19 protein-coding genes are annotated in these 18,166 nt (G+C 61.5%); 12 read left to right on the forward strand and 7 right to left on the reverse strand.

All coding sequences use genetic code 11. From position 1 onward, the window contains the following. Window positions 1-116: 116 nt before the first annotated feature. From K3758_RS04730 to K3758_RS04745, 4 genes are read right to left on the reverse strand one after another with little or no spacing between them, the layout of a single operon-like run. Complete coding sequence (locus tag K3758_RS04730; RefSeq protein ID WP_259948036.1) at window positions 117-1,148, reverse strand: MaoC family dehydratase; 1,032 nt, start codon at window positions 1,146-1,148, stop codon at window positions 117-119. Next, window positions 1,148-1,351, reverse strand: coding sequence for a DUF1737 domain-containing protein (locus K3758_RS04735; protein ID WP_067630476.1), 204 nt, complete (start codon window positions 1,349-1,351; stop codon window positions 1,148-1,150). The genes K3758_RS04730 and K3758_RS04735 overlap by 1 nt, the downstream gene beginning before the upstream one ends. Before the next feature lie 13 nt (window positions 1,352-1,364). Beyond that, a complete protein-coding gene (locus K3758_RS04740) occupies window positions 1,365-1,922 on the reverse strand; it encodes an NnrU family protein (protein ID WP_259948039.1) in 558 nt (185 codons plus the stop codon). Then, a complete protein-coding gene (locus tag K3758_RS04745) occupies window positions 1,919-2,785 on the reverse strand; it encodes a CoA ester lyase (protein ID WP_259948041.1) in 867 nt (288 codons plus the stop codon). The genes K3758_RS04740 and K3758_RS04745 overlap by 4 nt, the downstream gene beginning before the upstream one ends. A 302-nt stretch (window positions 2,786-3,087) precedes the next feature. Between K3758_RS04745 and K3758_RS04750 the strand changes: the two genes are divergently transcribed. The 10 genes from K3758_RS04750 to K3758_RS04795 all read left to right on the forward strand — a co-directional run bounded on the left by K3758_RS04750 (window position 3,088) and on the right by K3758_RS04795 (window position 11,729). After that, complete coding sequence (locus K3758_RS04750; RefSeq protein WP_067630467.1) at window positions 3,088-3,414, forward strand: hypothetical protein; 327 nt, start codon at window positions 3,088-3,090, stop codon at window positions 3,412-3,414. Between the two features lie 166 nt (window positions 3,415-3,580). After that, window positions 3,581-4,666, forward strand: coding sequence for a PRC-barrel domain-containing protein (locus K3758_RS04755; RefSeq protein WP_259948044.1), 1,086 nt, complete (start codon window positions 3,581-3,583; stop codon window positions 4,664-4,666). Window positions 4,667-4,820: 154 nt separating this feature from the next. Beyond that, window positions 4,821-5,783, forward strand: a complete 963-nt coding sequence (mdh, locus tag K3758_RS04760) for a malate dehydrogenase (protein WP_067261933.1) — start codon at window positions 4,821-4,823, stop codon at window positions 5,781-5,783. 254 nt (window positions 5,784-6,037) lie between these two features. Then, entirely contained in the window at window positions 6,038-6,421 is a 384-nt protein-coding gene (gene sdhC / locus K3758_RS04765; RefSeq protein ID WP_259948049.1) for a succinate dehydrogenase, cytochrome b556 subunit, read from the forward strand. 11 nt (window positions 6,422-6,432) lie between these two features. Beyond that, on the forward strand, window positions 6,433-6,804 hold the full coding sequence (sdhD, locus tag K3758_RS04770) for a succinate dehydrogenase, hydrophobic membrane anchor protein (RefSeq protein ID WP_067630457.1): 372 nt from the start codon (window positions 6,433-6,435) through the stop codon (window positions 6,802-6,804). Window positions 6,805-6,833: 29 nt separating this feature from the next. Continuing rightward, on the forward strand, window positions 6,834-8,639 hold the full coding sequence (gene sdhA, locus K3758_RS04775; RefSeq protein WP_067630456.1) for a succinate dehydrogenase flavoprotein subunit: 1,806 nt from the start codon (window positions 6,834-6,836) through the stop codon (window positions 8,637-8,639). Then, window positions 8,639-8,974, forward strand: a complete 336-nt coding sequence (locus K3758_RS04780) for a hypothetical protein (RefSeq protein ID WP_259948055.1) — start codon at window positions 8,639-8,641, stop codon at window positions 8,972-8,974. Before sdhA ends, K3758_RS04780 begins: the two co-directional genes overlap by 1 nt. A 10-nt stretch (window positions 8,975-8,984) precedes the next feature. Next, window positions 8,985-9,764, forward strand: a complete 780-nt coding sequence (locus K3758_RS04785; RefSeq protein ID WP_132446576.1) for a succinate dehydrogenase iron-sulfur subunit — start codon at window positions 8,985-8,987, stop codon at window positions 9,762-9,764. Window positions 9,765-9,806: 42 nt separating this feature from the next. Continuing rightward, on the forward strand, window positions 9,807-10,022 hold the full coding sequence (locus tag K3758_RS04790) for a hypothetical protein (protein ID WP_067630449.1): 216 nt from the start codon (window positions 9,807-9,809) through the stop codon (window positions 10,020-10,022). 54 nt (window positions 10,023-10,076) lie between these two features. Then, window positions 10,077-11,729: an FAD-binding dehydrogenase gene (locus tag K3758_RS04795; RefSeq protein WP_259948059.1), complete on the forward strand. Its 1,653-nt coding sequence runs from the start codon at window positions 10,077-10,079 to the stop codon at window positions 11,727-11,729. 91 nt (window positions 11,730-11,820) lie between these two features. Here K3758_RS04795 and deoD read toward each other — a convergent pair whose 3' ends face one another. From deoD to K3758_RS04810, 3 genes are all read right to left on the reverse strand, one after another. Continuing rightward, on the reverse strand, window positions 11,821-12,525 hold the full coding sequence (gene deoD, locus K3758_RS04800; RefSeq protein WP_259948061.1) for a purine-nucleoside phosphorylase: 705 nt from the start codon (window positions 12,523-12,525) through the stop codon (window positions 11,821-11,823). A 201-nt stretch (window positions 12,526-12,726) separates the two neighbouring features. Further along, on the reverse strand, window positions 12,727-13,071 hold the full coding sequence (locus K3758_RS04805) for an H-NS family nucleoid-associated regulatory protein (RefSeq protein ID WP_067630441.1): 345 nt from the start codon (window positions 13,069-13,071) through the stop codon (window positions 12,727-12,729). Window positions 13,072-13,154: 83 nt separating this feature from the next. Further along, window positions 13,155-15,122 carry a protein meaA gene (locus tag K3758_RS04810; RefSeq protein ID WP_259948063.1) on the reverse strand — a complete coding sequence of 656 codons (1,968 nt, stop codon included), beginning with the start codon at window positions 15,120-15,122 and terminating at the stop codon, window positions 13,155-13,157. A gap of 164 nt (window positions 15,123-15,286) precedes the next feature. On the opposite strand from K3758_RS04810, the gene K3758_RS04815 reads away from it, so the two are divergent. Further along, window positions 15,287-16,684, forward strand: coding sequence for a 1-acyl-sn-glycerol-3-phosphate acyltransferase (locus K3758_RS04815; protein WP_259948065.1), 1,398 nt, complete (start codon window positions 15,287-15,289; stop codon window positions 16,682-16,684). A 125-nt stretch (window positions 16,685-16,809) separates the two neighbouring features. Beyond that, the gene (ccrA, locus tag K3758_RS04820; protein WP_067630432.1) at window positions 16,810-18,090 is read left to right on the forward strand and encodes a crotonyl-CoA carboxylase/reductase; all 1,281 of its coding nucleotides are present in this window, start codon (window positions 16,810-16,812) and stop codon (window positions 18,088-18,090) included. The last annotated feature ends 76 nt before the right edge of the window (window positions 18,091-18,166 follow it).

Here is an 18,166-nt window from a genome sequence, read left to right on the forward strand (position 1 = left end):
TTGTGATCACACGATAAATACGTGTGATCACAAATGCGCTAAACAGCTCCGAATCGGCTGATTTTTGCTTGTAATGCGGGGGATAGCTGGCCCGGCCAAAGGGGCGGGCCAGTGGTTTAGCGCGGCATGAGCGCCCAGTAATCGAGGTCAAGCAAAACCTCGGGGCGGTATTTGCCCGCCGCGTCACGCAATTCAAACGGCGCGCCGCCTTTGGTCGCGACCAACCGCAAACGCACAGCGCCAACACCGGGTGCTGAGGTCTCGGCCTTGTCGAGCACTTCGGACCAAGCGCGAATGGTATCACCGGCAAGGCAGGGGTTGGCATGCGCCCCGCCGTTCAGGCCCACGACCATCTGCGCATTGGCCAGCCCGTTGAAGGACAGCGCCCGCGCCATGGAGATCACGTGACCGCCATAGATCAGCCGCGACCCATCCGGGCGGGCGGAGGTGTCGAAATGCACTTTGGCCGTGTTCTGCCACAGGCGCGTGGCCATCATGTGCTCGGCCTCTTCGATCGTGACGCCGTCAACGTGGTCGATCTTTTCACCCACGGCGTAGTCGCCCCAGCGGTGCGGCTCTCCGGCTTGGGCGAAGTCGTAGTTGGAGAAGTCGAGGCCTTGCGGGATGTGCAATTGATCCACGGTCAGGGCGTCGGGCAGATCGGGCACTGTGGTCTCGGGCGCGGGGGCGTCGATATCGCCTTTGCGGACCATCACCCAGCGGACATAGTCGAGCACCTTTTCGTCATTCTGGTTCAGCCCGGTGGTGCGGACCCAGACGACGCCGGTCTTGCCGTTGGAGTTTTGTTTAAGGCCGATGACCTCGCTTTCCGCGCGCAGCGTGTCACCGGGCCAGACGGGGCGCAGCCAGCGGCCTTGGGCATAGCCCAGATTGGCCACGGCATTGAGCGAGACATCCGGCACGGTTTTGCCAAAGACGATGTGAAAGGCGATCATATCGTCGAGCGGGCTGGCCTTCAGCCCGCAGGACTGAGCGAAACTGTCGGCGGAATAGAGCGCGTGCCGCGCGGGGTAGAGCGCGTGATAGAGCGCACGTTCGCCCGCGCCGACTGTGCGGGGCACCGCGTGATGCAGCACCTCGCCCAGTTTGTAGTCTTCGAAAAAGCGGCCCCGGTTGGTTTTGCTCATCACTGCTCGCCCAATTTGGTGTCGGGCGAATAGGTGCCGGGGGCGTCTTTCACCACCGCTTGGCCGCAGCGCATCACGCCCGCCTTGTGGTCCCATGTCTGGGTCGGGGTGCCGTAAAGCTCCCAGCCTTTGTTCAGCGCGTCGGTGACCTTGTGGCAAAAGGCGGAGGTGTCTTCTTCGGAGAGGAAGCGGTAAACTTTCATGGGAGGCTCCGGATCAATTGGGAAAGGGGATGACGCCGAGCCATGTGTGAATGCCGGCGACAAGGACGAAGAGGATCGTGGAGATCACGACCAGACGGATATAGGTGGCGCGGCCTGCGTGGGGCGGGGGTGTCCAGCCCGGTTCGGCGCGGTTGATGAGGATCACTTCGCTCACGGCCCAGCCCAGCATGGTGCCAAAGAGCAGGATCGAGGCAAGATCACCGTTAACCAGCAGGTGTGCCGTGGCCCAGATTTTCACGGCCAGCAGTTGCGGGTGGCGGGTTTTATAGGCGGGCCAGGCTTTGGCCCCCTTGGCTGCACTTGAACCGAAGACCCAGAAGGCCAGCAGCATCAGAAGGTTGTTAAGGTGCGTCAGGAAGCTCGGTGGGTTCCAGACCGGAATGAACTCCGCCGCGCGATAGCCCCAGATGATGAGGGCCAGCGCCACGACCAATGCGGCGGCCACCGCGCCTCGGCCTGCGGTACCCATCTGCGCCCGTTGGGCGGGCATCAGGCGTTTGAAAAGATGGGCACCGATCCAGAGGATCAGACCGAGGATAAGGATTGTCATGGCGAGGGCTCCGGACTCATGGCTGCAATTGCCGCCAGTTTTGCCAGTGTTTCGCGGGCGGTGGCAACATGGAGATTTTCCACGATCTTGCCATCGACGACCGCCACACCTTGGCCCGCCGCCTGTGCCTCTTCATAGGCGTCGATCTGACGGCGGGCGAGGGCGGCTTCGTCTTCGGATGGGGTGAAGGCGGCATTGGCGATGTCGAGCTGCGCGGGGTGGATCAGCGTCTTGCCGTCGAACCCCATATCGCGGCCTTGATCGCATTCGGCGCGCAGCCCGTCTTCATCTTTAAACGCATTATACACCCCGTCGATGATCGCCACGCCATGGGCTTTGGCGGCCAGCAGGCAAAGGCCAAGCCCTGTGATCAGCGGCAGGCGGTCGGGGCGGAAGCGGGTTTGCAGGTCTTTCGCTAGATCATTGGTGCCCATGACCAAGGCCTGCAACTGGCGGTGTCCGGCGATGGCGGCGGCGTTGAGCATGGCACCGGGGGTTTCCATCATCGCCCAGAGCGGTATGTCGCCCACAATCTCGGTCAGCGCTTCGAGATCGGCGGGGGATCCGACCTTGGGCAAGAGAATCGCGTCGGGCTTCATCGCGGCGGCGGCACGGGCGTCATTGACGCCCCATTCGGTGTCCAGCCCATTGATCCGCACCACCCGCATCCGCGCGCCGTAGCCGCCTGTGGCAAGCGCCTCGGCCAATGTCTCACGGGCGGCGACCTTTTCGTCGGGGGAGACGGCATCTTCGAGGTCGAAGATCACCGCATCGCAGGCCAATCCGCGCGCTTTGTCGAGCGCGCGGGGCTTGGAGCCGGGGATGTAGAGAACGGAACGCAGCGGGCGGGTTGTGGCGGTCATGTAAGGCTCCTCGGGCAGGGCGGCGCAATGGCCGCCTAACATTGTTGCGCACAGAGGGGCATTTTTGTGCGAAAACTTCAAGGCAAAATATGCCGCAATGCAGCGAACCCGTTGCGCTGTTTTTGCGGGCGGCAGATTAACCAGTCCTTCAGGCTTGACGCGCAGTCTTTTGCGCATCGCATCTGCTGCACCCTTTTGCAAAGCGGATGCAGTCATTTCAACCAAGGCTGCCTAAGGGCCGGTGCAAAAGACACGCATTGTCATCCCCAAGGGTCACGCCTTTTGATGCAAAGGAAGATGCTATGTCAGGTTTTGTTAAATTTATCCACCTCGCGGCGCTCACCGCCGCCTCTGCAATCGTGCTGGCCACAACAACAGAGGCGCAGACCCCGCGCAACTGCGCGCCGCGCGATCATGTGGTGCTGCGGCTGGCCGATGGGTATGGGGAGACGCGCCAGTCGATGGGGCTGGGCGGCGACAACGCGGTGATGGAGGTTTTCGCGTCAGATCAAACGGGCAGCTGGACGATCACGGTGACCGGGGTCAATGGGATCACCTGTCTGGTCGCCTCGGGGCAGGGGTTTGAGGCCTTGGCCGAAGCATTGCCTGCCAAGGGCGAAGACGCCTGAAAAGGGCGATATTGGCTGAATGCACGGGCGGCCATTGGCCGCCTTTCCTGTGTCTGGGCCAAGGTGGCGCGATCGATTTATTTGCGTGGCAGTGGAACTGGATAGGGCCATCCGGGTTGTGGTTCCAGAAGAGCAATTAACGCTCAATTTTGGAAGGAGTACTACAATGAAACGTTTTCTGAGCACCACGGCCATCGTACTGACAATGACCGGCGCAGCCTTTGCGGAAGCGCATTCCGAAGGCTTTGGCAACGTTGCTGTTGAACAAACAGACTTCCTTGCATCCGACCTGATTGGCATGCGCATTTACAACTCTGAAGCCGAAGTCGACGCGGCCACCCCCGTTGCCAATGGCGCAGAGCAGGAATGGGATGACATCGGCGAGATCAACGACATCATCGTGTCGAAAGACGGCGAAGTGACTGCCGTTATCCTCGGCATCGGCGGTTTCCTTGGGCTGGGCGAACGTGACGTTTCCATCTCTATGGACAAGATTCGCATCCTGAACGACGAAGACGGCGACCGTTTCCTCGTTGTGAACACCTCAAAAGAGATGCTGGAGCAAGCGCCTGAATTCGAACGCCCCATGATGGACGGCGAAGCGATGGAAGGCGAGGCGATGACCGAGACTGACGACAACGTCACCGTCGTCACCAACGGCGAAACCGAAACCGAGGAAATGGCCAACGAAGTAGAGGCCGAGACCGAGGAAATGGTTCAAGACACCGAGAACGCGGCCGAGAACCTTGAAGTCGAAACCGAAGAGATGGCCAACGAAGTAGAGGCCGAATCCGAGGAAATGGAGCAAGAAGCCGAAACCATGATGGAGAACGCCGAAGCTGAGACAGAAGAAGCTGTCAACGAAGCGGACGCCAACACCACCGTGATCACCGGCGACGAAACTGTTGAGCGTGAACTGCTGCCGCGCCCCGAAGTTGAGCGTGAAGGCTATGCCGCTGCCGAAGCGGACATGATCCAACAGATGAGCGCTGACGACCTCGAAGGCTCCTATGTCTATGGTGCCAACGACGAAACCGTGGGTGAGATCGACACGCTGCTGATCGGCGACAACGGCCAGATCGACCGTGTTGTCATCAACGTTGGCGGCTTCCTTGGTCTGGGCGAAAAGCCAGTGGCCGTGACATTTGACGAACTGCAGGTTCTGAAAAACGTCGAAGGAGATGATGTACGTATCTACATCGACAGCACCGAAGAGCGCCTGGAATCGCAGCCTGAGTACCAAGGCGACTAATCTTTCGCCTTAAGTTTCAGCAATTGGCCGCCCCAAGGGGCGGCCTTTTTCGTGGCGAGGGCAGGGGTTAGCCGCTGTTCGATGCTGCAACTTGCACGGGACCGTGCATTTCGGTATCTCCGGCGCAAATGAAACCTCTGTCGGAGACATGACCATGGCCAGACCCAAGATCGCGCTTATTGGCGCGGGGCAAATCGGCGGCACTCTCGCCCATCTCGCAGCGTTGAAGGAATTGGGCGATGTCGTCCTTTTTGACATTGCCGAGGGCACACCCGAGGGCAAGGCTCTCGATATCGCGTCGTCGGGCCCCTCGGGCAAGTTCGACGCCACCATGTCGGGCACCCAGGATTACGCCGACATCGCAGGCGCGGACGTCTGCATCGTCACCGCCGGTGTTGCGCGCAAGCCGGGCATGAGCCGCGATGACCTGCTGGGCATCAACCTCAAGGTCATGAAATCCGTGGGCGAGGGCATTGCCAAACACGCCCCCGACGCTTTCGTGATCTGCATCACCAACCCGCTCGACGCGATGGTTTGGGCGCTGCGTGAATTCTCCGGTCTGCCGCACAACAAGGTTTGCGGCATGGCGGGCGTGCTTGATAGCGCGCGTTTCCGTCACTTCCTCGCGACTGAGTTCAACGTCTCGATGAAAGACGTCACTGCCTTCGTTCTGGGCGGCCACGGCGACACAATGGTGCCGCTGGTGCGCTACTCTACAGTTGCAGGCATCCCGCTGCCCGATCTGGTCAAGATGGGCTGGACCACGCAGGACAAACTTGACGCGATCGTGCAGCGCACCCGTGATGGCGGTGCCGAGATCGTTGGCCTGCTGAAGACCGGTTCGGCCTTCTACGCGCCTGCCACTTCCGCCATTGAGATGGCCGAAGCTTATCTGAAAGACCAAAAGCGCGTGCTGCCCGCAGCGGCGCATGTCGATGGTGCCTATGGCCTCAATGGCTTTTACGTCGGCGTGCCCACCGTGATCGGTGCTGGCGGTGTCGAGCGTGTCGTCGAGATTTCGATGAACAAAGACGAGCAGGCGATGTTCGACAACTCCGTCAACGCCGTCAAAGGTCTGGTCGAAGCCTGCAAAGGCATCGACGAGAGCCTCGCGTAAGCGCCAGAGCATACCAATTGGAAAGCGCGTCCCTCACGGGGCGCGCTTTTTCGTTCCGGGAGAGATGCTGAATTTGTGATCACACGATAATATGCTGTGATCACAAAAGTGGGCATGACCACATCAGTCTGCCATTTTTCCACCGAAACACTGGCCAAACCTCGCAGATTCCCCGCAGTTCCCCGTGACAGTCCTGTAAAAACCGCTATCAAGATGCAAAGCACAGGACAAAGCACAGGACAAAGGACCGCGCCATGGCCGATGTGAACCGGGGTAACCGCCCGCTTTCCCCGCATTTGACGATCTACCGCCCACAGTTGACCTCTATGACGTCGATTCTCACCCGGATCACCGGCAACGCGATGTTGATCACCGCGCTGTTGATCGTGTGGTGGTTCCTCGCTGCGGCGACCTCGGCGGAGTATTTCGATACCGTGAACGGGATCATGACCAGCTGGTTCGGTGATCTGGTGTTCACCCTGTCGCTCTTGGGGCTGTGGTATCACACGCTGGCCGGTATCCGGCACCTGATCTGGGACACGGGCCGTATGCTCGACGTGCCGACCGCTGAGAAGCTGGGCTGGACCGCACTGATCGGGTCGGTCGTGCTGACCATCCTGACCATCATCATCGTTTGAGGAGCGACACCATGGCATACATGACAGATCGCAAACGCGCCCGTGGCCTTGGCTCGGCGAAAACCGGCACCGCGCATTTCTGGGCGATGAAAGTCTCTTCGCTGGCGCTCTTGGTGCTGATCCCGCTGTTCGTCTTTACCTTCGGCAGCGCGCTTGGCGGCACATATGACGAGATTCTCGCCTATTACGCGCGGCCTTTCCCGGCCATCGTGGCGGCCCTGACGCTGATCGTGGGCTTTAAACACTTCAATGACGGCGTGCAGGTTTTGATCGAGGACTATGTCCACGGGCTGGCCAACAAAGTCGCCCTCATCGTGATGACCATCATCAGCTACGGCGCAGCAGCGGTCGGCGTTTTCGCCATCGCCAAGCTCGCCCTGTAAACAATACGCCCAAACGGGAGACCGATTAAATGGCAGCATATGAATATGAAACCCACGAATATGACGTTGTCGTGGTGGGGGCAGGCGGTGCTGGTCTGCGCGCGACTTTGGGCATGGCGGAGCAGGGGCTGCGCACGGCCTGTATCTCCAAGGTTTTCCCAACCCGTTCGCACACCGTGGCGGCGCAGGGCGGCATTGCCGCGTCCTTGAGCAACATGGGCCCCGACAACTGGCAGTGGCATATGTATGACACGGTCAAAGGCTCTGACTGGCTGGGCGACACCGACGCGATGGAATACCTCGCCCGCGAAGCGCCCAAGGCGGTTTATGAGCTTGAGCATTACGGCGTGCCGTTTTCGCGCACCGAAGAGGGCAAGATCTATCAGCGTCCCTTCGGCGGCCACACCACCGAATTCGGCGAAGGCCCGCCCGTGCAGCGCACCTGTGCCGCCGCCGACCGGACCGGCCATGCGATCCTGCACACGCTTTACGGCCAGTCGCTGAAACAAAACGCAGAATTCTTCATCGAATACTTCGCCATCGACCTGATCATGTCGGACGACGGCGTTTGCCAAGGCGTGCTCTGCTGGAAGCTCGACGACGGCACCATGCACCTGTTCAGCGCCAAGATGGTCGTGCTCGCGACCGGCGGCTATGGCCGTGCCTATTTCTCGGCGACCTCGGCCCACACCTGCACCGGCGACGGTGGCGGCATGGCAGCCCGCGCGGGTCTGCCGCTGCAAGACATGGAATTCGTTCAGTTCCACCCCACCGGCATTTACGGCGCGGGCTGCCTGATCACCGAAGGTGCGCGCGGCGAAGGCGGGTATCTGACCAACTCCGAAGGCGAGCGTTTCATGGAACGCTACGCGCCGACCTACAAAGACCTCGCATCCCGCGACGTGGTCTCGCGCTGCATGACGATGGAAATCCGCGAAGGCCGCGGTGTGGGCGAAAACAAAGACCACATTCACCTGCACCTGAACCACCTGCCGCCAGAAACGCTGGACCTGCGCCTACCGGGCATCTCGGAATCCGCGCGTATCTTTGCCGGTGTGGACCTGACGAAAGAGCCGATCCCGGTGCTGCCGACGGTGCACTACAACATGGGCGGCATCCCCACCAACTATTGGGGCGAAGTGCTGAACCCGACCGCCGACAACCCCGACGCCATCGCACCCGGCCTGATGGCTGTGGGCGAGGCGGGCTGTGCTTCGGTCCACGGTGCGAACCGGCTTGGCTCCAACTCGCTCATTGACCTCGTGGTCTTTGGCCGCGCCGCCGCGATCCGCGCCGCCAAGATTGTCGACGCCGACAGCCCGGTGCCTGCGCCGAACCTCAAATCGGTGGAAAAGGCATTCGATCGTTTCGACGGTCTGCGCAATGCCAAAGGCGGCACGCCCACCGCCGAGCTGCGGCTTGAGATGCAAAAGACCATGCAGGCCGATGCCGCCGTCTTCCGCACCGATAAGACGCTGGAAGAGGGCCGCGAGAAGATGATCGAAGTCGCCGACAAGCTGAACGACCTGCATGTCACCGACCGCAGCCTCGTGTGGAACTCGGACCTGATGGAGACGCTGGAGCTGACCAACCTCATGCCCAACGCCACCGCCACGATCACCGCCGCCGCTGCCCGCAAAGAGAGCCGTGGTGCCCACGCGCATGAGGACTACCCGGATCGGAACGACGACGAGTGGCGCAAGCACTCGCTGGCGTGGTTCGATGGCAATGACGCGAAACTCACCTACCGCGCCGTGCACCTCGACCCGCTGACCAAAGAAGACGAAGGCGGGATCGACATGAAAAAGATCGCCCCCAAGGCACGGGTGTATTGATGGTTCGCACAGCACTCATCGCGGCCACGTTGTTCGCTCTCTCGGGCTGTGTCGAAGTCCAGCAGGCGGTGGATGACACCGCCCGCCAAGGCTCCAAAGGTGTGGTGACCGAAATCTTGGCCACCCGCTTCCCGCAGGTGCCCAAAGAGCTGATCACCCCCTTCACCGACTGCATCATCGACAATGCCGACGCGCTGGAACTGCGCGAATTGGCCCGCGCCGCCGTGGTCGGCGTGGAAGACACAACAGCGGGCACCGTGCGTACGATCCTGTCGCGCCCCGAGACCCGTACCTGCCTGCTGGCCGCCGCGCCCGCAGCCGGTCTGACGCTTTAGGAGACGCACAATGGTTCAACTGACGCTTCCGAAAAACTCCCGCATGACCAGCGGCAAGACATGGCCCAAGCCGCAAGGCGCTACCAACCTGCGTGAGTTCCACATCTACCGCTGGAACCCCGACGACGGCAAAAACCCGGCGCTCGACACCTATTTTGTCGACATGGACGATTGCGGGCCGATGATCCTTGATGCGCTGATCAAGATCAAAAACGAGATTGACCCGACACTGACCTTCCGCCGCTCCTGCCGCGAAGGCATCTGCGGCTCTTGTGCGATGAACATCGACGGCATCAACACGCTGGCCTGCACCTATGGCATGGAAGAGATCAACGGCGTGGTCAAAATCTACCCGCTGCCGCATATGCCGGTGGTCAAAGACCTGATCCCCGATCTCACGCATTTCTACGCCCAGCACGCCTCGATCCAGCCTTGGCTCGAAACCGAGACACCCGAGCCGCGCAAAGAGTGGAAACAGTCGATCGACGACCGGGCCAAGCTCGACGGTTTGTACGAGTGCATCATGTGCGCCTGCTGCTCGACTTCCTGCCCCAGCTACTGGTGGAACGGCGACCGCTACCTTGGGCCAGCCGCCCTGCTGCACGCCTACCGCTGGATCATCGACAGCCGGGATGAGGCCACGGGCGAGCGTCTGGATGACCTCGAAGACCCGTTCAAGCTCTACCGCTGCCACACGATCATGAACTGCGCCAAGACCTGCCCCAAGGGGCTGAACCCGGCCGCGGCGATTGCTAATATCAAGAAACTGATGGTCGAACGGACCGTCTAAAGACAACAGGGCCCGGCCAAGCGCCGGGCCTTTGGTTCTCTTATGATCCTGCCCTTCATCATCGTTATCGTCTTTGTGATCGTGCTGATCTTTGCCCGCCGCAACGCGCCGACGCGCGATTGCCGCTGGCGCGAAGACCGGACGGGCGACAAGGGCGCTTTGCGCAAATACCACTGCGTCGCCTGCGGGGCCGAAGCCTACCGCAGCGAAGGCCCGCCGGATCGCTGCCTCAAAGGGCTCGACACGCCGCGCCTGTGATATTGCCTTTGCCTTGAACGCGCCGCACACTCCTTTCAAAAGGGGAGAGGCGCGATGGGAAGTGAGACCTTCAAAGCAGATGTGATCGTGGTCGGCGCAGGCTTAGCCGGCATGGTGGCCGCTCACGAAGCGGTACTGCGCGGGCGCCGGGTTCTGCTGCTGGATCAGGAGGGGCCACAAAGCCTTGGCGGACAGGCGTTCTGGTCGCTTGGCGGGCTCTTCATGGTCGACACGCCTGAGCAGCGCCGCATGGGCATCCGCGACAGCCCGGAACTGGCCTATAACGACTGGATGGGGTCCGCGCAATTTGACCGGCCCGAAGACGCCAATCCCCGCGCGCTGGCGGTGGGTTTCCTCGAATGGGCCGCGGGCGACATGCGCGACTGGCTTCAAGGTTTCGGAATGCGCTGGTTCCCGGTCGTCGGCTGGGCCGAACGCGGCGGGGCAGGGGCCGGGGGCCACGGCAACTCCGTCCCGCGCTTCCACATCACATGGGGCACCGGTACCGGCGTCGTCGCCCCCTTTGCGCGGCTCATGCAGGAACATGCCGCCAAAGGCCAACTACTTCTCGGCTTCCGCCACCGGGTGACCCGTCTGGTCACCACCGACGGCACCGTGACGGGTGTCGCGGGGAATGTCCTCGACGACAGCAGCGCCCCACGCGGCCACAGCACCTCGCGCTCCATCAAGGCCGATTTCGACCACAGCGCCGAGGCGGTGATCCTCACCACCGGCGGCATCGGCGCGAACCATGATCTGGTGCGAAAGCACTGGCCAACCGACCGCCTCGGCCCCGCCCCGCGCCAGATGGTCAGCGGCGTGCCCGACTACGTCGACGGCAAGATGCATGCCATCGCCGCAAAAGCCGGGGCAGGGCTGATCAACGAAGACCGCATGTGGCACTATTGCGAAGGCGTCGAGAACTGGGATCCGATCTGGCCCAGCCACGGCATCCGCATCCTGCCCGGCCCATCGTCGATGTGGTTCGACGCCGGGGGCAACCGGATGGAGGCCCCCTGTCTGCCCGGTTTCGACACGCTCTCAACCCTGCGCCGCATCCTGCAAGCGGGCGAGCACAGCTGGTTCATCCTCACACAAAAGATCATCGAAAAGGAATTCGCCCTCTCGGGTTCAGAACAGAACCCCGACCTCACCTCCGGTAGCTGGCGCGAGGTGCTCAAAGCCCGCCTCGGCAAAGGCGCCACTGCCGCAGTTGAGGCGTTCAAGGACAAGGGCGCAGACTTCATCGTCGCTGACGATCTCGACACCCTTGTCACCCGGATGAACGCGCTCACCCCCGACGCGCCCGTCCGCCCTGACCACATCCGCACCCAGATCGAAGCCCGCGATGGCCAACTGGACAACGCCTTTGCAAAAGATGCCCAGATCACCGCAATCCGCGGGGCCCGCGCCTACCGCGGCGACCGGCTGATCCGGACCGCCAAACCCCACGCTATCCTCGACCCTGCCAAGGGCCCGCTGATCGCCGTGCGCCTCAATATCCTCACCCGGAAATCCCTCGGCGGGCTGCACAGCGATCTCCAAGGCCGCGTGCTCACCCCCGAAGGCACGGTCCTGCCCGGCCTCTTCGCCGCCGGAGAGGTCTGCGGCTTTGGCGGCGGCGGCTACCACGGCTACAACGCCCTCGAAGGTACCTTCCTGGGCGGCTGCCTCTACTCCGGACGCCTCGCCGGTCAAAACGCCTGATACCAGCCCCCACAAAAGCAAAAGGCGCGACCCCCGCCGCGCCTCTTCATCCTTTTTCAAATACCGTCCGCACTCTCAACGGACGCGACAGTCAGGCAAAAGCCGCTTCCAGCGCAATCTCAACCATATCACCAAAGCTCTTCTCCCGGTCTTCCGACGGCAGCGCCTCACCGGTCTGCAAATGGTCGCTCACGGTCAAGACCGCCAGTGCCCGGCGCTTGTGCCGCGCGGCGAGCGTGTAAAGCTCCGCCGCTTCCATCTCGACACCCAGAATACCGTGGCGCACCATCTGCTCGTCCAGATCGGGGCGCTCGGCATAAAAGACGTCCGAAGAATAGATCCCGCCGACATGGGTTTTCGCCTCCAGCTTCTCGGCCGCTTCCACGGCGGCCCGCAGCAGGCCCCAATCGGCGCAGGGGGCGTAGTTCAATTCGCGGAAAATACCGGAGGAGGGCGAGGTGATGGTGCTGGCGGTCATCGCGATGATAACATCGCGAATGCCTACATGGCTCTGCATCCCCCCACAAGAGCCGATGCGGATCAGAGTTTGCGCGCCATATTCCGTCATCAGCTCATTGGCATAGATCGACAGCGAGGGCATGCCCATGCCGGAGCCTTGGATGGTGACGCGGTTGCCGCGCCATGTGCCGGTGAAGCCCAGCATGCCGCGCACTTCGTTGACCAGTTCGGCCCCCTCCAAAAAGGTCTCTGCCGCCCATTTCGCGCGGTAGGGGTCGCCGGGCATCAATACGGTTTCGGCGATATCGCCGGGTTTCGCGCCAATATGGACGGTCATTTCTGTCTCCTGATGTTTGGCGCATTTTGCCTGCCCGAGGCGGGCTTCACAAGGGCCGCGATGGGGGAGGGGGTGTGACGTAATGCGGACAGGGGCGCGGCAATTGGGACGGTTGCCCAATTCACATTTCCGTCAAAAATAAAAAAAGCGCCGGTGAATTTCCATTCACGCGGCGCCAAATTCCCGTAATTCGGGAAACGGTTAAATCCGCATCGTTTCCGGATCGGCACCATTCTCTACTTGGGCGCGAAACCAATTCGGTTGGCGGCCTTTTCCGGTCCAAGTCTGGGACGGGTCTTCGGGGTTGGAAAACTGAGGTTTCGATTTCGGGCCCGCAGCCGCTTTGCGCGGTTTCTTGGCCTTCTTAGGCGCGGGTTGTTCATCAGCTAACTCATTCAGGGAAAAGCCATATTCCGCCGCTGCCTTTTCGGCCGCCTTACGTGCCGCTCGGCGCTCGCGGGCCTGCGCGGCCTGCAATGCCTTTTTGACATCCGACAGAAGTTTCTCCAATTCCTTGCGGCTCATGGATTTCAGGTCTTTTTCCATATCTGATATTTCCTTTCCAGATTGTGCTGGTACGGGGAATTATAGATCCAATTGGTTAATTGCACGTTGTATTTTGTGTCAGCCTATTCTGCGGCCACCGCTTTGGGGTCGGCCAGCGCAATGATATCTTCCATGATCACGTTCAATTCGAAATCTTTCGGGGTATAGACTTGGGCCACTCCGGCAGCGCGCAAGCGGGTCGCGTCAGCCTCGGGAATGATGCCGCCGACGATGACCGGGATATGGTTCAACCCTGCCTCGGCCATGCGCTGCATCAGGTCTTCGACCAATGGCACATGCGAGCCGGAGAGGATCGACAAGCCGACCACATGGGCGGCTTCCGTTTGCGCGGCTTCGACGATTTCCGCGGGTGTCAGGCGGATGCCTTCATAGCTGATGTCCATGCCGCAATCGCGGGCGCGGACGGCGATCTGCTCTGCCCCGTTCGAATGGCCGTCGAGCCCCGGTTTGCCAACGAGGAATTTCAGCCTGCGGCCTAGTTTGTCGCTGACGGCATCCACCGCGTCGCGCAGATCGTCCAAGCCTTCGGTCTTGTTGGACTGGCCCGCGGAAACCCCTGTCGGGCCACGATATTCCCCGTGAACGGCACGCATCTGCGCGGCCCATTCGCCGGTGGTGACGCCCGCCTTGGCGGCGGCGATGGAGGCGGGCATGATGTTGTTGCCCGCGCTGGCGGCGGCACGTAGGTCGGCCAGTGCCTGTTTAACGGCGGCCTCGTCGCGCGCGCTGCGCCATGCGTCGAGCCGGGAGAGTTGGTCGGCTTCCGCACCGGGGTCTGATTGCATGATATCGCCCGCGCCGGTCATCAGCGGCGAGGGCGCGCCTTGTTGCCATTTGTTCACGCCCACGACGACTGTCTCGCCGCTTTCGATGCGGCGCAGCCGGTCTGCGTTGCTTTCGACCAAGCGGCCCTTCATGTAATCGATCGCGGAAATCGCGCCGCCCATACCGTCGAGGTTTGCCAATTCAGCGCGCGCGCCTTCTTTGAGCAATTCGACCTTGGCATCGACCGCCGGATTGCCGTCGAAAAGATCGTCGAATTCCAGAAGGTCGGTTTCATGGGCCATGATCTGCTGCATCCGCATCGACCATTGTTGGTCCCACGGGCGGGGCAGGCCGAGGGCTTCGTTCCACGCGGGCAATTGCACAGCACGGGCGCGGGCCTTTTTCGACAGGGTCACAGCGAGCATTTCGATGAGGATACGGTAGACGTTATTCTCGGGCTGTTGTTCGGTCAAACCTAGTGAATTGACCTGAACCCCATAGCGAAAACGACGGAATTTGGGGTCTTCGACCCCATAGCGCTCGCGGCAAATCTCGTCCCAAAGGTCTACAAAGGCGCGCATTTTGCACATCTCGGTGACGAAACGGATCCCTGCGTTCACGAAGAATGAGATGCGGCCCACCAATTTCGGGAAATCCTCTGCCGGGACGCGGGGTTTCAGCGCGTCAAGCACCGCCGTGGCGGTCGCCAGTGCAAAGGCCAATTCCTGTTCCGGCGTCGCACCTGCTTCTTGCAGGTGGTAGGAACAGACGTTCATCGGGTTCCATTTCGGCACGTTGGTATAGCAGTATTCAGCCACATCCGCGATCATCTTGAGCGAGGGCGCAGGCGGGCAGATATAGGTGCCGCGGCTGAGGTATTCCTTGATCAGATCGTTTTGCACCGTGCCTTGCAGGGCGGAAATATCCGCACCCTGTTCTTCGGCCACGGCGATATAGAGCGACAGCAGCCAAGGGGCCGTCGCGTTGATCGTCATGGACGTGTTCATCTGTTCAAGCGGGATGCCATCGAAAAGCGCGCGCATGTCACCGAGGTGATTCACCGGCACGCCGACCTTGCCAACCTCGCCACGGCTGAGCACATGGTCGCTGTCATAGCCGGTCTGGGTGGGCAGGTCGAAAGCCACCGAAAGCCCGGTCTGCCCGCGCTCCAAGTTTGACCGGTAGAGCGCGTTGGACGCGGCGGCGGTGGAATGGCCCGCATAGGTGCGAATGAGCCAGGGGCGGTCTTTCTGCGGTTGGGTCATCTTGGCCTCTTGAATCTGGTGGCAATAAAGTTGCGTAATGACGTTGATAAGGGAAATAATATGCCTCTGTCAATTCGCTGCGTTGCGGCATCACGCGCGCCCGGCCGGTGGGCGGAAAACAGATAATTATTGTCCTCTCGCCTGCGCGCTGTAAGGGTTAAGCTATGACGCAGACTGTGCAATTGCCCCTTTGGCTGTTCATCCTCATCGTGGTTTTCGCAGCCGTCACGGCGCTGAGCCATTTTCTGCTGCCTTCGGTGCGTTGGTTCTTTCGCCGACGGCTGGAACGGGCAGTGGAGCGGCTGAACAAGCGGCTGACCCGGCCCATCGAGCCCTTCAAGCTGGCCCGGCGGCATGACATGATCCAGCGCCTCATCTATGATCCGGAGGTCAGCCAAGAGATCGTAAACTACGCCCGCAGCAATGGCGTGCCCGAGAACGTCGCCTTTCAAAAGGCCCGCGAATATGCGCGCGAGATCGTTCCGCGGTTTTCCGCTTTTGCCTATTTCAGCTTTGGCATCCGGTTGGCGCGGTTGTTGACCAATACGGTCTATCGGGTCGAGACGGCCATGAGCAACGAGTCGACATTCGCCGCGCTGCCGCGTGATGCCACGGTGGTTTTCATCATGAACCACCGGTCGAACATGGATTACATGCTGGTGACCTACCTCGCCGCGCGGTCTTCGGCGCTGAGCTATGCGGTGGGCGAATGGGCGCGGGTTTGGCCGCTGAGCACGCTGATCCGCTCCATGGGCGCCTATTTTATCCGGCGCCGATCGCGCGGGGCGCTCTATCGCAAGGTCTTGGCGCGCTATGTGCAGATGGCCACGACGGGCGGGGTGACGCAGGCGTTCTACCCCGAGGGGGGGCTGAGCCTCACCGGGGCTTTGCAGCCCCCAAAGGTGGGCTTGCTGTCTTATGTGGTGGAGGGGTTCGACCCCGAAGGGGAGCGTGACATCATCTTTGTGCCCGTGGCGATTAACTATGACCGGATCTTAGAAGATCGCGTGTTGATCGCCGCCGGAGAGCGCGGCGACCGGCGCTTTGGCGCGCGGATCACGGTGGTGGTGGGTTTTGTGCTGCGCAAGATTTGGCGGCGGATGCGTGGGCGGGACACGCGCTTTGGCACGGCGGCAGTGACCTTTGGTGATCCGCTTTCCCTGCGCCGCGCGGGGGCGGATGTGCCGGTCTCGGATCTGTCGGAGATGTTGATGGACCGGATCGCGCAGGCCATGCCCGTGTTGACCGTACCGCTGATCGCGCGGGTGATGCTGCAGGCGAAAGGGCCGCTGAGCGAGGCGGAATTGCTGGCGAAAGTGGCCGCCACGCTTGAACAGATGCCGCTGCGCAACCGCGTGCCCAAGCCCGACGTTTTGCCGGACCGCGTCGCCCGCGCCACGGCCCGCCTTAAGAAACGTGGCGTCATTTCCGAAGACCCGCAGGGGCTGCAGACCGCGGCAGGGCAGGAGCCTGTTTTGGCCTTTTATGCGAATTCCATTGCCCATTTCCCCAGCGAGAATGCTGCACCTGCGGCAGAAATTGCTGCGACTGCTGGGTCATAAAATTACAAAAGTAGAGTTGTGGGGGTTGCAATGTTGCGCGGTGGATCATATCCCAAAGGGGAGCCGCCGCGATTCTGCAGTGCGGCACAGACCTTGTAGAGACCGATCACCGGCAGGAGGCCCACATGGCACTGGATACGAAACACGCCGACTATGACGCCCCGCAAAAAGACCTGTATGAAGTGGGCGAAATGCCCCCGATGGGTCATGTCCCGAAACAGATGTATGCTTGGGCCATCCGCCGCGAGCGGCACGGCGACCCGGATAGCGCAATGCTGCAGGAAGTTGTCGATGTGCCCCAGCTCGACAGTCAGGACGTGCTGGTCTTGGTCATGGCGGCGGGCATCAACTACAACGGTGTCTGGGCCGCGCGCGGCGTGCCGATCAGCCCCTTTGATGGCCATGGTGAGCCCTATCACATCGCAGGTTCCGACGCCTCTGGCATCGTCTGGGCGGTGGGCGACAAGGTGACCCGCTGGAAAGTCGGCGACGAGGTGGTGATCCACTGCAACCAAGACGATGGCGACGATGAGGAATGCAACGGCGGCGACCCGATGTATTCGTCCAGCCAGCGCATCTGGGGCTATGAGACGCCCGATGGGTCGTTCTCTCAGTTCACCCGCGTGCAGAGCCAGCAGCTTATGCCGCGCCCCAAGCATCTGACATGGGAAGAAAGCGCCTGCTACACGCTGACGCTGGCCACCGCCTACCGGATGCTTTTCGGTCACGAGCCGCATGACCTGAAGCCCGGCCAGAACGTGTTGGTCTGGGGCGCGTCGGGTGGCCTGGGGTCTTATGCGATCCAGCTCATCAACACCGCGGGCGCCAATGCGATCGGCGTGATCTCGGACGAGAGCAAGCGGCAGTTCGTGATGGATCTGGGCGCCAAGGGCGTGCTGAACCGCAAGGATTTCAACTGCTGGGGCCAGCTGCCCACGGTGAACACGCCGGAATATAACGAGTGGTTCAAAGAGGCCCGCAAGTTCGGCAAGGCGATCTGGGACATCACCGGCAAGGGCGTGAACGTCGATATGGTGTTCGAACACCCCGGCGAGGCGACCTTCCCGGTCTCGACCTTCGTGGTCAAAAAGGGCGGCATGGTGGTGATCTGTGCCGGGACCAGCGGCTTCAACCTGACCTTCGATGTGCGCTATATGTGGATGCACCAGAAGCGTTTGCAGGGCAGCCACTTTGCGCATCTGAAACAGGCGAGCGCGGCGAATAAGTTGATGATGGAACGCCGTCTTGATCCCTGCATGTCCGAAGTCTTTAGCTGGGCCGATCTGCCCGAGGCGCATATGAAGATGATGCGAAATGAGCATAAGCCGGGCAATATGTCGGTGCTGGTGCAGGCCCCCACGACCGGGCTGCGCACACTCGAAGACACGGTGATGGCGCGCGACTGAGCGAGACCGATAGACTGAGACAAGATCCCCCCCGTGGCCCCGGCCGCGGGGGGTTTTCGTTAGCCCGCAACCAGAA

The organism is Sulfitobacter sp. W002 (assembly GCF_025142135.1).
Taxonomy (GTDB): domain Bacteria; phylum Pseudomonadota; class Alphaproteobacteria; order Rhodobacterales; family Rhodobacteraceae; genus Sulfitobacter; species Sulfitobacter profundi.

What these genes read in the sequence shown, in the direction of transcription:
- K3758_RS04730 (WP_259948036.1), bottom strand. Translation starts at nt 1,148, where the DNA reads ATGAGCAAAACCAACCGGGGCCGCTTTTTCGAAGACTACAAACTGGGC.
- K3758_RS04735 (WP_067630476.1), bottom strand. Translation starts at nt 1,351, where the DNA reads ATGAAAGTTTACCGCTTCCTCTCCGAAGAAGACACCTCCGCCTTTTGC.
- K3758_RS04740 (WP_259948039.1), bottom strand. Translation starts at nt 1,922, where the DNA reads ATGACAATCCTTATCCTCGGTCTGATCCTCTGGATCGGTGCCCATCTT.
- K3758_RS04745 (WP_259948041.1), bottom strand. Translation starts at nt 2,785, where the DNA reads ATGACCGCCACAACCCGCCCGCTGCGTTCCGTTCTCTACATCCCCGGC.
- K3758_RS04750 (WP_067630467.1), top strand. Translation starts at nt 3,088, where the DNA reads ATGTCAGGTTTTGTTAAATTTATCCACCTCGCGGCGCTCACCGCCGCC.
- K3758_RS04755 (WP_259948044.1), top strand. Translation starts at nt 3,581, where the DNA reads ATGAAACGTTTTCTGAGCACCACGGCCATCGTACTGACAATGACCGGC.
- mdh (WP_067261933.1), top strand. Translation starts at nt 4,821, where the DNA reads ATGGCCAGACCCAAGATCGCGCTTATTGGCGCGGGGCAAATCGGCGGC.
- sdhC (WP_259948049.1), top strand. Translation starts at nt 6,038, where the DNA reads ATGGCCGATGTGAACCGGGGTAACCGCCCGCTTTCCCCGCATTTGACG.
- sdhD (WP_067630457.1), top strand. Translation starts at nt 6,433, where the DNA reads ATGGCATACATGACAGATCGCAAACGCGCCCGTGGCCTTGGCTCGGCG.
- sdhA (WP_067630456.1), top strand. Translation starts at nt 6,834, where the DNA reads ATGGCAGCATATGAATATGAAACCCACGAATATGACGTTGTCGTGGTG.
- K3758_RS04780 (WP_259948055.1), top strand. Translation starts at nt 8,639, where the DNA reads ATGGTTCGCACAGCACTCATCGCGGCCACGTTGTTCGCTCTCTCGGGC.
- K3758_RS04785 (WP_132446576.1), top strand. Translation starts at nt 8,985, where the DNA reads ATGGTTCAACTGACGCTTCCGAAAAACTCCCGCATGACCAGCGGCAAG.
- K3758_RS04790 (WP_067630449.1), top strand. Translation starts at nt 9,807, where the DNA reads ATGATCCTGCCCTTCATCATCGTTATCGTCTTTGTGATCGTGCTGATC.
- K3758_RS04795 (WP_259948059.1), top strand. Translation starts at nt 10,077, where the DNA reads ATGGGAAGTGAGACCTTCAAAGCAGATGTGATCGTGGTCGGCGCAGGC.
- deoD (WP_259948061.1), bottom strand. Translation starts at nt 12,525, where the DNA reads ATGACCGTCCATATTGGCGCGAAACCCGGCGATATCGCCGAAACCGTA.
- K3758_RS04805 (WP_067630441.1), bottom strand. Translation starts at nt 13,071, where the DNA reads ATGGAAAAAGACCTGAAATCCATGAGCCGCAAGGAATTGGAGAAACTT.
- K3758_RS04810 (WP_259948063.1), bottom strand. Translation starts at nt 15,122, where the DNA reads ATGACCCAACCGCAGAAAGACCGCCCCTGGCTCATTCGCACCTATGCG.
- K3758_RS04815 (WP_259948065.1), top strand. Translation starts at nt 15,287, where the DNA reads ATGACGCAGACTGTGCAATTGCCCCTTTGGCTGTTCATCCTCATCGTG.
- ccrA (WP_067630432.1), top strand. Translation starts at nt 16,810, where the DNA reads ATGGCACTGGATACGAAACACGCCGACTATGACGCCCCGCAAAAAGAC.